16 protein-coding genes are annotated in these 13,532 nt (G+C 37.2%); 7 read left to right on the top strand and 9 right to left on the bottom strand.

What is annotated here, in order from left to right:
- Nucleotides 1–58: 58 nt before the first annotated feature.
- Nucleotides 59–421: a hypothetical protein gene (locus MHH73_RS20040; RefSeq protein ID WP_341068947.1), complete on the top strand. Its 363-nt coding sequence runs from the start codon at nucleotides 59–61 to the stop codon at nucleotides 419–421.
- Nucleotides 422–462: 41 nt separating this feature from the next.
- Here MHH73_RS20040 and MHH73_RS20035 read toward each other — a convergent pair whose 3' ends face one another.
- The 4 genes from MHH73_RS20035 to MHH73_RS20020 all read right to left on the bottom strand — a co-directional run bounded on the left by MHH73_RS20035 (nucleotide 463) and on the right by MHH73_RS20020 (nucleotide 5,651).
- The gene (locus MHH73_RS20035) at nucleotides 463–1,653 is read right to left on the bottom strand and encodes an iron-containing alcohol dehydrogenase (protein ID WP_191813312.1); all 1,191 of its coding nucleotides are present in this window, start codon (nucleotides 1,651–1,653) and stop codon (nucleotides 463–465) included.
- A gap of 17 nt (nucleotides 1,654–1,670) precedes the next feature.
- Nucleotides 1,671–3,092: an aldehyde dehydrogenase family protein gene (locus MHH73_RS20030; RefSeq protein ID WP_341068944.1), complete on the bottom strand. Its 1,422-nt coding sequence runs from the start codon at nucleotides 3,090–3,092 to the stop codon at nucleotides 1,671–1,673.
- A 1-nt stretch (nucleotide 3,093) separates the two neighbouring features.
- Nucleotides 3,094–4,491 carry a hypothetical protein gene (locus tag MHH73_RS20025; protein WP_341068942.1) on the bottom strand — a complete coding sequence of 466 codons (1,398 nt, stop codon included), beginning with the start codon at nucleotides 4,489–4,491 and terminating at the stop codon, nucleotides 3,094–3,096.
- Between the two features lie 170 nt (nucleotides 4,492–4,661).
- Complete coding sequence (locus MHH73_RS20020) at nucleotides 4,662–5,651, bottom strand: LacI family DNA-binding transcriptional regulator (RefSeq protein ID WP_341068940.1); 990 nt, start codon at nucleotides 5,649–5,651, stop codon at nucleotides 4,662–4,664.
- Nucleotides 5,652–5,784: 133 nt separating this feature from the next.
- Between MHH73_RS20020 and MHH73_RS20015 the strand changes: the two genes are divergently transcribed.
- The 3 genes from MHH73_RS20015 to MHH73_RS20005 all read left to right on the top strand — a co-directional run bounded on the left by MHH73_RS20015 (nucleotide 5,785) and on the right by MHH73_RS20005 (nucleotide 7,894).
- Nucleotides 5,785–6,543, top strand: a complete 759-nt coding sequence (locus MHH73_RS20015; RefSeq protein WP_341068939.1) for an SGNH/GDSL hydrolase family protein — start codon at nucleotides 5,785–5,787, stop codon at nucleotides 6,541–6,543.
- 30 nt (nucleotides 6,544–6,573) lie between these two features.
- Nucleotides 6,574–6,987, top strand: coding sequence for a hypothetical protein (locus MHH73_RS20010; RefSeq protein WP_341068937.1), 414 nt, complete (start codon nucleotides 6,574–6,576; stop codon nucleotides 6,985–6,987).
- 253 nt (nucleotides 6,988–7,240) lie between these two features.
- Complete coding sequence (locus MHH73_RS20005; RefSeq protein ID WP_445662548.1) at nucleotides 7,241–7,894, top strand: spr1630 family ClpXP-sensitive toxin; 654 nt, start codon at nucleotides 7,241–7,243, stop codon at nucleotides 7,892–7,894.
- 37 nt (nucleotides 7,895–7,931) lie between these two features.
- Here MHH73_RS20005 and MHH73_RS20000 read toward each other — a convergent pair whose 3' ends face one another.
- From MHH73_RS20000 to MHH73_RS19985, 4 genes are all read right to left on the bottom strand, one after another.
- Nucleotides 7,932–8,657 carry an alpha/beta family hydrolase gene (locus MHH73_RS20000; protein ID WP_341068934.1) on the bottom strand — a complete coding sequence of 242 codons (726 nt, stop codon included), beginning with the start codon at nucleotides 8,655–8,657 and terminating at the stop codon, nucleotides 7,932–7,934.
- Between the two features lie 21 nt (nucleotides 8,658–8,678).
- Complete coding sequence (locus MHH73_RS19995) at nucleotides 8,679–9,392, bottom strand: TspO/MBR family protein (protein ID WP_341068932.1); 714 nt, start codon at nucleotides 9,390–9,392, stop codon at nucleotides 8,679–8,681.
- Between the two features lie 95 nt (nucleotides 9,393–9,487).
- Nucleotides 9,488–9,964: a glutathione peroxidase gene (locus MHH73_RS19990; protein ID WP_341068930.1), complete on the bottom strand. Its 477-nt coding sequence runs from the start codon at nucleotides 9,962–9,964 to the stop codon at nucleotides 9,488–9,490.
- A complete protein-coding gene (locus MHH73_RS19985) occupies nucleotides 9,961–10,419 on the bottom strand; it encodes a MarR family winged helix-turn-helix transcriptional regulator (RefSeq protein ID WP_341068928.1) in 459 nt (152 codons plus the stop codon). The genes MHH73_RS19990 and MHH73_RS19985 overlap by 4 nt, the downstream gene beginning before the upstream one ends.
- Before the next feature lie 176 nt (nucleotides 10,420–10,595).
- Here MHH73_RS19985 and MHH73_RS19980 point away from each other — a divergent pair, with 176 nt between their 5' ends.
- Nucleotides 10,596–11,219 carry an acyltransferase gene (locus tag MHH73_RS19980; protein WP_341068926.1) on the top strand — a complete coding sequence of 208 codons (624 nt, stop codon included), beginning with the start codon at nucleotides 10,596–10,598 and terminating at the stop codon, nucleotides 11,217–11,219.
- A 162-nt stretch (nucleotides 11,220–11,381) separates the two neighbouring features.
- On the opposite strand, the gene MHH73_RS19975 is transcribed toward MHH73_RS19980, so the two are convergent.
- Nucleotides 11,382–11,705 (bottom strand): GNAT family N-acetyltransferase, encoded by a 324-nt coding sequence (locus MHH73_RS19975; protein ID WP_341069850.1) that lies wholly within the window; start codon nucleotides 11,703–11,705, stop codon nucleotides 11,382–11,384.
- A 368-nt stretch (nucleotides 11,706–12,073) separates the two neighbouring features.
- Here MHH73_RS19975 and MHH73_RS19970 point away from each other — a divergent pair, with 368 nt between their 5' ends.
- Together MHH73_RS19970 and MHH73_RS19965 are read left to right on the top strand one after the other, a co-directional pair.
- A complete protein-coding gene (locus MHH73_RS19970; RefSeq protein WP_191813476.1) occupies nucleotides 12,074–12,874 on the top strand; it encodes an MBL fold metallo-hydrolase in 801 nt (266 codons plus the stop codon).
- Nucleotides 12,875–12,900: 26 nt separating this feature from the next.
- Complete coding sequence (locus MHH73_RS19965) at nucleotides 12,901–13,527, top strand: histidine phosphatase family protein (RefSeq protein WP_191813285.1); 627 nt, start codon at nucleotides 12,901–12,903, stop codon at nucleotides 13,525–13,527.
- Nucleotides 13,528–13,532: the final 5 nt, after the last annotated feature.

Here is a 13,532-nt window from a genome sequence, read left to right as displayed (position 1 = left end):
TTACCAAGTGTATGGGATTTTTTATGTGTGTGGTTTGCGATAAAATGCTTACATCCAAATGGGAGGAAGAAGCGTAAGCAACTTTGGTTGTTTTTTTAGCATTGGTACTGCTAATCGTATTGATTATCCTACGAGTTTTAATGAGGTCCAAGCCAAATTTAATGAACTGGATTGGAGAAATAAATCACACGAACGAGTGGGAATGATAGACGATTTGTTAAATACATATGATTTAAAAAATAGACATTATAACGAAGTGATTGAAAAACTAGGAACACCAACAGAAAACACGTATTTTATAAGTGACAATAACATCGTTTATTATTTGGATAAAAAGAGTATCATTAGTACCAATAGTGAATGGATAATAATTACATTTAAAGATAATCGAGTAGTTAATTATGAATTGAAAACAGATTAATAGGAAAAGGGGCTGCAATCAATTGCGCCCCTTTTTTATCATCATGCTTTTACTAAAGTTTGATCAACAACCTTACCCTCAAAGGCAGCTTCATAAATTGCATATATATCTTCTTTACTTAGTTCCATTGGACTTCGCGCGAGTAAACGAGTTTGTTTTGTTGCGTCTTCTGTTAACGAATCAAGTGCATCATGGCCAATGTTAAACCCTTTTAAAGAGGACGGGATGCCAACATCTTCGACTAAGCGTTTTAGTTCTTCGACACAACGGTGGGAAGCTTCTTCTTGTGAAAGATAGGTAGAGCTGAAGCCCATTGTATCGAGAATATCCTTCATTCTTTTTTCACATGCAGAACGAATATAGCCCATCACATATGGTAGGAGAACGGCATTTGAATCACCATGAGCAATATGGAATTGCCCGCCTAGTGGATAAGCAAGTGCATGAACACCAGCTACACCTGCGTTAAAGAAGGCAATACCAGCTAAATAACTACCATAGCTCAAGTCAATACGTGCTTGTTTATTGTCGCCATGATGCACAGCTGTGCGGATGGATTGACTGATTAGGCGAATAGCTTGTAGTGCTAAAGCGTCCGTGACTGGGCTCGCATTTTTTGACACATATGCTTCAATCGCATGTGTAAGGGCATCAATACCAGTAGCAGCTGTTACCTTTGCAGGTAGAGACATCGTGAGTTTTGGGTCAACAATAGCTACATCTGCAAGTAAATAATCATGTGTGACAACATCCTTTGTTGTTTCCAATGAAAGGACGGAGATATTTGTTACTTCTGATCCTGTGCCAGAAGTAGTTGGGATTAAGATACTCGGTAATCCTTTTTTCGTAATCGCTTTTGTACCGGTTAGATTTAAATAATCAGCTACATCACCTTCATGAACAGCGATGACGCCAGCTAGTTTTGTTAAGTCCAGGGCACTGCCGCCACCGATGCCGATGACCATATCAAAAGCGTGTTGGCGCGTATAGGAGACCAGTTTTTCCCCAATGGCTAGTGGTGGTTCAGGGATGACATCAGTGTAAACATCAGTGGTATATCCTGCCTCATTCAGTGGGTGTGTCACTTTATCTGTTAAGCCAATTTCTTTTAAAAAAGGGTCAGTAATTACAAGGATTTTTTTGACGTTAAACTTTTCTACTTCTTCAACGAGGTGGGAAAGGGCATCCCAACCAGTGTAGCTTATTGGGGTAAAGGTGATTTTTTCAGACATGATGGTCACTCCTCTAGTTAATTTTGGTTCCAAACAATTAATTTTGTTTCTGTCATTTCGTGAATCGCGTATTTCAAACCTTCTTTGCCAGTACCGCTTTCTTTCACTCCGCCATATGGCATTTGGTCTACACGATAGGTCGGAATATCATTAATCATCACGCCGCCCACTTCAAGCGCTTTAGAAGCATGGAAGGCAGTTTGAATATCATTAGTGAAAATCCCTGCTTGCAAACCATAGTCAGAATCATTGATTGCATGAATACCCTCTTCAATTGAAGCGATTCGGTTTACAATAACAATAGGGGCAAACACTTCTTGGCAAGAAACCTTTGCTGTCGCATCGACATTCGTTAAGATGGTTGGTAAAAATACACCATTTTCAATTTTTCCGCCTGTAATAATCTCTGCTCCTAAGGAGACTGCTTCATCAACCCAACTCAATGCTCGCTCCTGTTCAGCCGAATGAATCATCGCTGATAGGTCAGTTGTTGTATTCATTGGATCACCGATTGTTAATGCCTGAGTGGCTTCGGCAAACTTTTTAACGAAAGTAGGAAATATCTCTTCTAGTACGTAAGTGCGTTGTAGAGAAATACATACTTGACCTTGGTTAGAAAAGGCACCTGTTACGCACTTTGGAACGATTTCATCTAAGTCTACGTTTCTATCAATAATCAGTCCTGCATTCGAGCCAAGCTCTAAAGCAACTTTCTTTAGCCCTGCTTTATTGCGAATGCCAATCCCAACCGCTGGGCTACCAGTGAAAGTAATCATTTTCACAAGCGGATTTTCGACAAGTGCATCTCCAACAATATGACCACTGCCAGTAACTACGTTAAATGCACCTTTGGGTAAAGAAGTTTGGTCAATGAGTTCTGCAAGAAATAGAGCGGATAAAGGTGTTTGCGATGCTGGTTTTAATACAATCGGGTTACCAGAGGCAATCGCTGGTCCCACTTTATGTGCTACTAAATTTTGTGGAAAGTTAAATGGTGTAATGGCTCCAATTACGCCAATCGGTTCCTCGATGGTATAACCGAACCGGTTAGCCCCGTTTTTGGCTGCATCCATTGGAATCATTTCTCCTGTTAAGCGCTTTGCTTCCTCAGCGGCGAACTTATATGTTTCAATTGTACGGTCAATTTCACCGAGTGAGAATTTCAAAGGTTTCGCTGATTCTAAAGAAATGATTTCAGCCGCTTTTTGCCGATTTTCCTTAAATAATAGAACAAGCTCTTCTAGTATTTCTGCACGCTCGTAGGCCGTCAAACGAGCCATCTCTGTTCTTTTTTGATGCGCAATCTCAATGGTTTCTTCCACTTCCTCTTTTGAAGCTTGTGGAATTTGCGCAATCACTTTATTTGTATAAGGGGAGAGGAGCTCAGCATAGTTTGCTGAGTCTCTCCATTCACCATTAATATATAATTGTTTCTTCATATTAACTCACCTGCTTTTCTTGTTTTTTTAGTTCTTCACTATCTTTATTAAACGTTTTGTCAATTTCTCCTTTAAAGAAATCTTTTCCGTATAATAATAGACAAAGCATGATGCCAACTGCAAATGCCAAAGCGGCACCTTTCGTACAAAGGACAGCAGCGACGATACCCGCTACACCTAAATCTTTTTGACTTCTTGCTTCTAGAACACCGATTTTAATGTTGACATACCCTTGAATGAGTAAGGTTAATGCCATTGCTACACCTAGTATAGGTTCAACTAAACTAACAATAGGAAGCAAAAATAATCCGGTATTCGTACCCCAACGGAAAGAACCAACTCCGCCGAAAATGGAGTCCATTGCTTTTCTACCTTTCTTGTAGCGCTCAATCATTACAACTTGCATCGCGCTCCAAACAGGTCCACCCATCGTTACATCTGGACCAAGGATACTCATTGCGCTATTGCGTATACCAAAGATCCAGTGAGAGCGGTTAGGATTGTATTCTACCTTTTCGTCCGGACGAACAGATTGCCCATCTTCAACTAATGCTTTCACTTGCAGTACATCACCGAAAAGAACGATATAAGCTGCTAGGACAGTTGGGATAGCTGTAATGAACATCATCAATGGTGGCAACCCTAGACCGAATACCGTGTATTCATTCCAAAGAGTAATGAAATCAGGTGATGAGAAACCCCATTCAATCGATGGCCACTTTGCTTCACCAAATATTGGTGCAATCAGTACAGCGAGTAGGATAACAGGAAGTATACCTAATTTAGCAATGGTTTTCCAAAAAGAATTTCGGTTTTGAAATTGAGTGAAATGCTTAGAAAATAGTAAGTAAAAGCCAATGCCGATTGCAATCGAGATCGTCCAAGGGAATAGTTCAAAACGACCGCCCACTTGGAACACTGAGATAATAGCTGCCAAACCAGCCCCTAAGATGATCCCAGATTTTAGAGCAGGTGGAATAAAGCGAACAACCTTTGATGCCAATCCAGTAGCGCCGAGTAATAATGATAGAATACCGAGTGTTAATTGGAAGGCGATCAGTGAGTGAACACGTTCAGGGCCTTCCGGAAATTGCTGACAATACAACATGATCAAAGGAATGGCTGGCGTTATCCAACCAGGTACAGCCGGATCACCTAGTAAATGATGTAATAAGTAAAAAAGTCCATTTAAAACAACAATAGCAAGTGCTACTTCAAAAGGCATACCGAGTAATTCCATTAAAAGCGGGATGGCTGATAAATCAACAGCACACATTAATAGTCCTTGAACATAATCGGGCCATTCAAAGCGGTAATGGATAAAAGGTAAACGAACCTTAAAGGGTCCAGCTGGGATATACGGTGACTCCTCGCCGTATTTTCTGTTTTTCCATTTCATTAGGGTATTCTCCTCCTTATTTTGTAAACCCTTACAAGTTTGAATATTAAATTATGAATACGTAACCATTTTTTTATAAAGCGATTCCATATGAGTCGTTTAAGCTCATATGGAAGAGGGTATGGGATTATGCTTCAATGGTTACGTATTCATTTTTGCATAAATAAAAATTATTGATATGCCTTTGTTGTTTTTCTATTAAATACTTTAACAGATTCAGTGATTTTTACGCAACTATTTTTTTTATTTTCAATCATTTCAATCAGTTCGCTGATAGCGAGGTAACCTAAATTTTGCTCAGAAACGCTGCCGATTGTCGTTAATTCAATCCTACCATGTTTACTAATATCAACATTATCGATGCCAACAACACTGATGTCTAATGGCACATGAAATCCGGCTTTTGTAGCTTCATCAATCGTTTGTAAAGCGATTGCATCAGTGGCAGAACAAATAGCTGTAGGTGGAGTGGGCAAATGCATTAACTTTTCAAACGCTTCTTTGACACCTTGTTTCGTTGTATCTGTTTGAATGACATATTGCTGTGAAAGCATATGGTCACTCATGGTATGGGCAAAGCCATCATATCTATTCTTAAATGTACTAACTGTAGAAGGTCCACCAATCCAGGCAATTTGTTTATGACCAAGCTCAAGAACATGCTGAGCTGAAAGCACACCAGCTTGATAGTTATCTATTTCAACAAAATGTTTATTATTTATATGTTTGCGATTATAGGTGATAAATGGAATGTCCATTTTTTCGAACTTCTCAAAAATAGGGTCATCAAGTAAGATGCATGACATTACAACACCATCTACCTTGTTTTCAACGGCAGATGTATAGGCTTCATTCAATTTTTCATCATTCACAAATTGAACATGAACACGATATCCTTTGCTATTTGCGTAATTAACAATGGCTGCTGTTGTATCGACAAAGAATGGGTTATGAAGCGGGCCTGAAAGAAGCGCAATCGTATACGTTTTATTTTGTACAAGTGAACGCGCATGAGCATTTGGAATGTAATGAAGTTCTTCGATCGCAGCCATCACTTTATCTACTGTCGGTTTTTTAACAAGGTTTGGTGTATTGAGTACACGTGATACGGTCGTTTGAGAAACGCCAGCATGTTTGGCAACATCCTTAGAAGAGACCATCTAGTTTCCTCCTTTCAAGAAAAGCTGTGCTTCCTTATTTTATCAGATTCTATAAGGAGAGAGAAGTTAAAATGACCTAGATTAACCGGCTCAGAAAAGGGGTAAGTAGAGAGTATGAAAGGAAGCGAGTGAAATGAAAAGAATGATGATTTTAGCGTTTACGAGTATTTTGTTGTTTTCTGGCTCTGCTGTGTCGGCTAAAACAATCCATTCATTTAGCGAGCAGACAACCATTTATGATTATATCGTCTCTGAAAGCTACAGTGAGAACGGTGCAAAAATAGCGGTTATTGGCAGTAGTGTGGCTCGTGGAAAAGGGGCATCTCATCCGATGTTTTCTTGGTTTCATTTATTAGAAAAGGAAGTGCGTGAACGCCATTTACCACATAAAAAACAGCTGTCATTTCATAACTTTGCTAAAAGTGGCTACACATTAAATATGCTCCTTACGGAAGGAACGGTTGATCAATTGGTAAAAGCAGAGCCTGATTTGGTAATGATTGAAACAGGTGTTGTTAATAGTTATAAGTATCATCAAAGCATAAAAGAAACAGAGCAAGCAATTGAAAAAACCGTTGATAAAATTAAAAAGGCCACTCCTCATACGAAAATTCTATTTCTTTCTCCTAATCCTACAACTGTTCTATATAACGGAAAAATTGAAAACAAGCGCAATCATTCTTATCAAGACTATTTAAAAGCAACAGAACAGTATATTAAAGAAAACGAATGGCCATATATAGATATTTATCAACCGATGACAAAAAGATTGGCGGACAGTTCAATTGAGTTAGAAGACACATTGGCAGATGGGGTGCATCCGAATAATATTGGTTACTATATTTGGTTTCAAGTAATGAATGAGTACTTTAATCAGCCCATCCCGTGGTAAAATGAAAGAAAACCTCGGAGCTGATGAACTTTGAAACAACAATTAACTTTAATGGAAGCATATATGATTGAACTATTACGTAATCAAGGTGTAACGGATGAAGAAATTATCAAAAAATCATTGTCTAACGGCACGACAGAGTGGAGGAAGTATAACGAGCAGTTCGAATTTGAACAATTAGCTCATCTGGCACAAAAAGATGAGGCGAACTTTGTTTCAATGATTAACAATGGTTACCGCATCAAATTCCTTACTTTCCCTGGTTTGCAACGCATTCTAAGTATGAAGTTCGGATTAGAGAAAGACCAAGATTACATGCTCGTAGAAAACGGAGTGTCTAATATAAAAGTAAGTGAGGGGCAATTAAAGGAGATTGAAAAAGTTTTATCGCTCAACTGGAAAATTAAGAGAGAAGAAACTTCAATTTCTATTCAAAATGGTTAAAAGAAAGATAGCATTCGTTTTTTTACTAGGCGAATGCTTTTATCATTTCTGTTTACTAGAAGACCATAAATAATAGAATAGAGACAAGAATAAAGAAGCTCCTATTGCGTATGGTATGGGAGAGCGAAAAAGAATTAATAGACAAAGGGGCATGGCAATTACGATGGCTTTTTTCCAAAACAAGCAATGATCTTCCTTTCCAAAAAAGGTTGAATGTGCGAAAAAACAAAACATAGGAGGAAATAAACACTTGATGAATTATAAATTCTCACCTGAATTAAGTCAGGCGATTGTTGATGGGATATTAAAAGGATATAGACACTACATTCATGAGCGTGAACAGAAGAAACGTGAAATGCTTATTAGTACAGGTTATGCATGGGTAAAAGGCAATCACATTGAAGATGCCGTAGCCCAAGAATGTCGCAAACTGGGGATTCAATTTGAATTTTCTAAAGCAGGCTATGCATGGGGTTACTTGAAATTTGAAAATACGGCAACAAACTCTTTGTTTATCATTAAAAGTGGAGGCCCTTCACCTCAATCATCTCCTAGTCGAAAAGAGGAGCACTATTTAGTTGAACTCTCCAAAATTAATCGCCATATTGATTGGCAGCAATTAGAACAAATGAATGAAGGAGGCGAACAGTTAATCTTAGAAGACGTCACTTCTCAGAACTTTGAACAATTAAGCTTTGGTGAATTCGATTTTCTTAAACAAACGTTTGATCAATTTTATATTGTCTCTTATGAAATGGATGAATCAAAACTATTATCAAAAATTCAACTGCTTATGCCAACCCCAGGCATGAAGAGAATTCATTTAGTTGAAGACTGGTTACCTTTGGCATTTCATTCATCTTATCATATTACTGAGATTGAAGTAGAAGGAATTAGAGGAGAATAACAAAAGGGCTAGCTATAGTAGATAGCCCTTCTTAATATTATTTTTGTTCTTTTATCCAGTGAGTAATTGTATCGATGATCGTTTCTTGTTGTTTCTTAATAGAAATATCAGCTTGGTTGTCACCTGATTGTTCTCCGTATACACCGAAATAGGCATGGTTTCCACCTTCGATTTCTACGAAGTCGGCTTCATCTGGAAGAAGAACTTTCTTCTCCTCAATTTTAGCAGGCGTGCTTAATCCGTCATTTGAGCCACTTATGGATAAGACAGGTAATTGCGAATTTGCCAGTGTTTCATTATCAGAGGCGTAGGCACCTAATAGTATTAAACCATTTACTTGATGTATATTTTGATCAGCATACATGGCTGCTGCTGCCCCGCCCATTGAATGACCGCCAACAAACCAATTCACATCGTTATACATATGAATAATTTCGTTCGCTTTGGACACATCAAATATGGCCATGTTAAGTGTCATATGAGGTAGAGCGATAAATAAATTTTCTTTAGCTAATTCTTGAGCAAGATAGGCATAGGCTTCAGGTTCAACTTTTGCACCAGGATAAAGTATAAGCCCTACTTGGCTATTAGGGTTACCGAATAAGAGCCAATCATCTTCAACGCTCATTTGGTTGTCTAAATGGATCGTTGGCTCATTCACTGAATGATAAGTGATCTGAGTCCAGATAATAAATCCTCCGATTGCTGTCACTAATAGTGCTGATAGGATAAGGAATATTTTAGATTTGAATAGTTTCTTCATAATTTGCCTCTTATAATGTATCTACTTTTTGAAAAATTTATAGAGCGTATAGATAAAAATAACGATAAATAAAAGGATGAGGATCATCACAAACGTTTTCAAAGTATCATTAGGTGTTTTTGCATAAATACCAATGTATGCCCAAATAAAAACAAGTGTATAAATAAAGTCTTTAAATCGAATAGAGAAAAGTATCGCTATTATCGTAACAACTGATAACGTAATAAAGGTCCAAGTCAATTCATCCATTCCAAGAAATACAGTTTGTTCCATTCCTACAAACCAAACAAATACATTTAAAATGCTTGCTACAGAAACCCAACCAATATAAATGGAAAATGGAAGTTTTTCAAAGAAAGTGTGAGGTGTATTGTTTATTCTGCCATAAATCAGAATTAATGTGACAAGTAATGCAAAAATGATGACTACTGATGTAAGTAATGCTTGAGCAGTAAAGGCAAGAATCCAACAGCCATTTAATAAAAAGTTAAGAGCAGGTAGGTAGCTAGTATTTACATAAACAGCATCATTCTTTACAAAAAAAGCTCTTATCACCCAAATGAATAAAAGGAAATAAATAAAACCCCAGATGGAAAATGCAAAACCAGCAGGTTGCAATAATGGTTGATTCGCATCAGCAACATTGCCAACATTTGTAGCGGACCAATAATTTAAGAAAATCATGATAGCGAATGTAATAAGGTATACGATACCTAGTTTCTTTGACCGATTCATGAATGAACCTCCCCTTGATAATTAATTGATGGTATTCATTGTAATACCCTAAAGTGAACGGTAATAATCATGGGGAGGATGAAGTTTCTTATTTGTTAATTTGCTAGTAGATGTTTAATCTTTTCCTCAAAATCTCTTGGTTTATCCGTAGGGCCGAATCGCTCTACCACATGCCCATTTTGATCGATGAGAAACTTGGTAAAGTTCCATTTAATGCTTTTGCTTAAAAACCCTTTTGCTTCTGTCGTTAAATAATTAAATAGAGGGTGTGCTTCTTTCCCATTTACTTTTATGATTTCGTGCATAGGGAATGAAACACCGTAGGTCATCCGACAAGCTTTACTCGCTTCCTCAGCAGAGTCGAGCTCTTGTTTAAATTGATCCGATGGAAATCCTAATATAACCAGTCCCGCATCCTTATAATTTTGATAGAGGCTTTCGAGTTCTTCAAATTGTGGAGCCAAACCACATTTCGTTGCAGTATTGACAACTAATAATACCTTGCCTTCATATTCCTCCAATGTATAATTGGTCCCGTTTTCGAGTGTTACATTTATATCATATAAACTCATTTTTTCTCCTCCAAGTCATTTAAATGGGATAACAGTGTATTCAATTCTTGTAATTTTAATTTGAATTGATGATCAAATACAGTAAAAGAATCACATTCAGTAGCTTTAGTTGAAATCATTTCTGATATCGTCTTTTCGGAGTTTTTCCCCTTTGGTGTCAATGAAATGACTACAGATCGTTTGTCCATTGGTGAAGGTGTTTTTGTAACATAATCTTTTTCAACTAATTTAGAAATAATGGGGTTTAATGTGCCAATCCCTAATGATAGCTTTTCACTTAATTGTTTAATAATCATATGATCACTTTCCCACAGGACGAGTAGGACAATATATTGTGGGTAAGTTAGGTCAAATGGTTCCAGTGCTTTTCGATATAGCTTCGTATATTGATTTGTTGCTTTATAAATAGCGAAACATAATTGGTCCTCTAGAGGTTGTGCTTTTACTTTGGCCACCTCCTCATTTACATCGTATACGATCTATTATATATCGTGTGCGATGTAAATACAAAAATAAAAGATGACAATTAAATCATATGTAACAGTTGTTTTCAGATTCTGTAAATTCTTCCTTTACAAAACGTCAGTGATGTTATAATACGAGCAATCATTGCGTAAGGAGGCCTATATTCATGATACTTCAGGAAGAAATTAAAGGACTAACGACGAAAGTATTCGGAAAAAATAATCAACTCATATATGATGAAGAATTGTTTATTTTTAAAAATGCGGAATTAAGGATCACTGGTTCAAATAATAAAATCCATATTGGAAAAGGGACAAAACTATCGAATATATTAATTCACATACGAGGATCAAACAATGAAATTACAATAGGGGAAGATACCGACTTGATTGGTCATATATTATTAAAAGGCAAAAAACAATCGATTAAGATTGGTGATCGAACAACCTTTAAAAATGTTTATCTATTATCTCAAGAAGGAAAGAATATTCACATTGGCGCAGATTGTATGTTTTCTTATGACATAGCAATAAGAACAACAGATGCTCATTCCGTTCTTGACATTGAAACAAATGAAAGATTGAACGGTGCAAAGGATGTTGTCATTGGTAATCATGTTTGGATTGCTGCCAGTTGTTTGATTTCTAAAGGAGCGGTGCTACCAGACGATACGATTATCGGCGCAAGGTCTGTGGTTACAAAACCTTTCTCCGAAGCACATACAACCATTGCAGGCTCTCCAGCTAAGGTAATCAAAACAGGAACAACTTGGAGTCGAGAGCGGTTATAGGTGCGGAGCGATAATCATGTTGAATTTTGTTTTCAAAAATAATAGCCTTATTATTTTTATAATGTAATAAGGCTTTCAAAGTCTTTATAAAGCGAATGGAATCGTAAGGTGATTTTCAGTCTCTATGGAGATTGTGGAAGAATATAAATCAATAGCCTATTCTTAGCTCATTTTTTTGGCAAATCCAATACTTTTTTCTACATAACCATTCTTTTTATAAAAATGGTGCGCGTTAATCCTCTCAGGTCTATCCACACTGTTCAGCCCTATTCCTGTTGCTCCAATATTCTTTGCCCAACTTTCTGCATTTTCTAATAGTTGTTTGCCTATTCCTTTATTACGATAGTTTTTATCTACCACAAGGACGACAATACGAATATATAATCCATCCAGTTCATAGTAATATCCCTTAACAAGACCAATCATTCCAACTATTTTGCCGTTATCTGAGGCTATTAAAGTATGATAATCCGGACTTGAATAGATATTATTTAGTCTTATTTACATTTTATTGAATGTGGTAGGATACCCAAGATGCCCCATCAATTCGGTTATTCCTTTGATATCATTCATTGTTGCCTTTCTCATTTCCATTATCACTCACACCTAACAAATATTATTTCTATAAGGTTTCGATAATGATCAAAACTTTCCTTCCTTAACAACTTTATATATAGATTCTATTAAAATCAGAACGAGAGAGTATCCGTTCCACAAAAACTATTTAATTGAAAGGTTGGTATCCCTTTTTGGGAAACGTTATCTATTCACACCTACCAAAAATTGCTATACTTAGGAATAGAACAACCATTATATATCAACTACCTCAAAACCCTTCCATCCCAATATTCGAAATGCAGGTGAAGCATGTGTTAATAAATGATTCTTGGTTTACTGTGCAATTAATTGATAAGAAAACGTATGCAATTAGTGAATATGGCCACTGGGAAAAAGTGCACTCGTTTTTACTCATTGGTGAAGAAAAGGCGGTTCTCATTGATACTGGCCTTGGAATAGATGACATTAAACGTATAACCGACCAATTAACTTCCTTACCTATTGAGGTCATTACGACGCATGTTCATGTCGACCATATTGGTGGTCATGGATTGTACGATACCATTTACGTTCATGAGCTAGATAAAGACTGGTTAGTAAATGGCATTAGTGGTCTAACGATCGAGCAAATTCGCACGGATATCCAAAGGGATATAACAATCCCGACCCCAAAAACATTTAATCCTGAAACATATCAGCCTTTTACAGGAGAGCCAACCGCTTTACTGGCGGATGGTGATGTGTTGCAATTAGGGAATAGAACTCTCATTATCTATCATACGCCAGGACACTCTCCGGGACATATTACTATTTTTGATGAAACAAATAACTACTTATTCACAGGTGATTTATTGTATGATACCGAGCCGATATTCGCTTTTTATCCTTCTACGAGTCCATCTGATCTCGTGCAATCAATTGAAAAAATAGCGATGATTCCCAATGTGGAAAAAGTGTTCGGATCACATCATACATTAGGATTAGCACCGACTGTTTTGCAGGAAGCTTATGATGCCGTTCAGTATTTAAAGAGTCATCAATTGGATCAATTTGGGACAGGTATTCATTCCTTTCATCAAATTAGTTTCCGTTTTTAGTTTTTGTACAGAAAGAAGGATGAATAGTGAAAATATACATAACAAGACATGGTCAGACAGAATGGAATAGAGAAAGAAGGCTACAAGGGAGATTAGATTCTAACCTAACAACAACGGGGAGTGAGAACGCCAAATTATTAGGCGAACATTTAAGCAAAGTCCCGTTTGAAGCTATTTATGCCAGTCCAAGTGGAAGAACGATGATGACAGCGAGCCTGATTAAAGGCAATCGCTCTATTAGGATTTTTACTGATGAGGATTTACAAGAGATTTATATGGGAAGTTGGGAAGGGCAGCAACAATCAGATGTAGAAAAACAATACGCAGCTGAATTCCATGCTTTTTGGCGTGCGCCCCATCTCTATCACCCAACAGAGCGGGAAAGTTTTCAGCAAGTACAAGACCGAGCAGTAAAAATGTTAGAAAGAGTGATGACAAATCATAAGAATGGTCATGTTTTGCTTGTCACACATACGGTCGTAATTAAAACGCTTCTTGCCTACTTAAAACAAATACCTATGGAAAATCTTTGGGATGCCCCGTACATTCATGATACTTGTCTTTCAGTAATTGAAATCGTAAATGGGCAGAAAAATATCCTATTGGAAGCAGATATGTCTCACCTTCAACCGGACCAATATGAATTCACCTAGGGAGG

The organism is Cytobacillus sp. FSL K6-0265, from assembly GCF_038003465.1.
Lineage (GTDB): Bacteria > Bacillota > Bacilli > Bacillales > Cytobacillaceae > Cytobacillus > Cytobacillus stercorigallinarum.
Note: the sequence above shows the minus strand (reverse complement) of the source record. Positions and strands in the feature narration are given on the sequence as shown.

Coding starts and splice junctions, on each gene's coding strand:
- MHH73_RS20025 (WP_341068942.1), bottom strand. CDS start 4,491: ATGAAATGGAAAAACAGAAAATACGGCGAGGAGTCACCGTATATCCCA.
- MHH73_RS20005 (WP_445662548.1), top strand. CDS start 7,241: ATGAATTATAAATTCTCACCTGAATTAAGTCAGGCGATTGTTGATGGG.
- MHH73_RS20020 (WP_341068940.1), bottom strand. CDS start 5,651: ATGGTCTCTTCTAAGGATGTTGCCAAACATGCTGGCGTTTCTCAAACG.
- MHH73_RS19980 (WP_341068926.1), top strand. CDS start 10,596: ATGATACTTCAGGAAGAAATTAAAGGACTAACGACGAAAGTATTCGGA.
- MHH73_RS20000 (WP_341068934.1), bottom strand. CDS start 8,657: ATGAAGAAACTATTCAAATCTAAAATATTCCTTATCCTATCAGCACTA.
- MHH73_RS20015 (WP_341068939.1), top strand. CDS start 5,785: ATGAAAAGAATGATGATTTTAGCGTTTACGAGTATTTTGTTGTTTTCT.
- MHH73_RS19970 (WP_191813476.1), top strand. CDS start 12,074: ATGCAGGTGAAGCATGTGTTAATAAATGATTCTTGGTTTACTGTGCAA.
- MHH73_RS20040 (WP_341068947.1), top strand. CDS start 59: ATGGGAGGAAGAAGCGTAAGCAACTTTGGTTGTTTTTTTAGCATTGGT.
- MHH73_RS20030 (WP_341068944.1), bottom strand. CDS start 3,092: ATGAAGAAACAATTATATATTAATGGTGAATGGAGAGACTCAGCAAAC.
- MHH73_RS19990 (WP_341068930.1), bottom strand. CDS start 9,964: ATGAGTTTATATGATATAAATGTAACACTCGAAAACGGGACCAATTAT.
- MHH73_RS19995 (WP_341068932.1), bottom strand. CDS start 9,392: ATGAATCGGTCAAAGAAACTAGGTATCGTATACCTTATTACATTCGCT.
- MHH73_RS20035 (WP_191813312.1), bottom strand. CDS start 1,653: ATGTCTGAAAAAATCACCTTTACCCCAATAAGCTACACTGGTTGGGAT.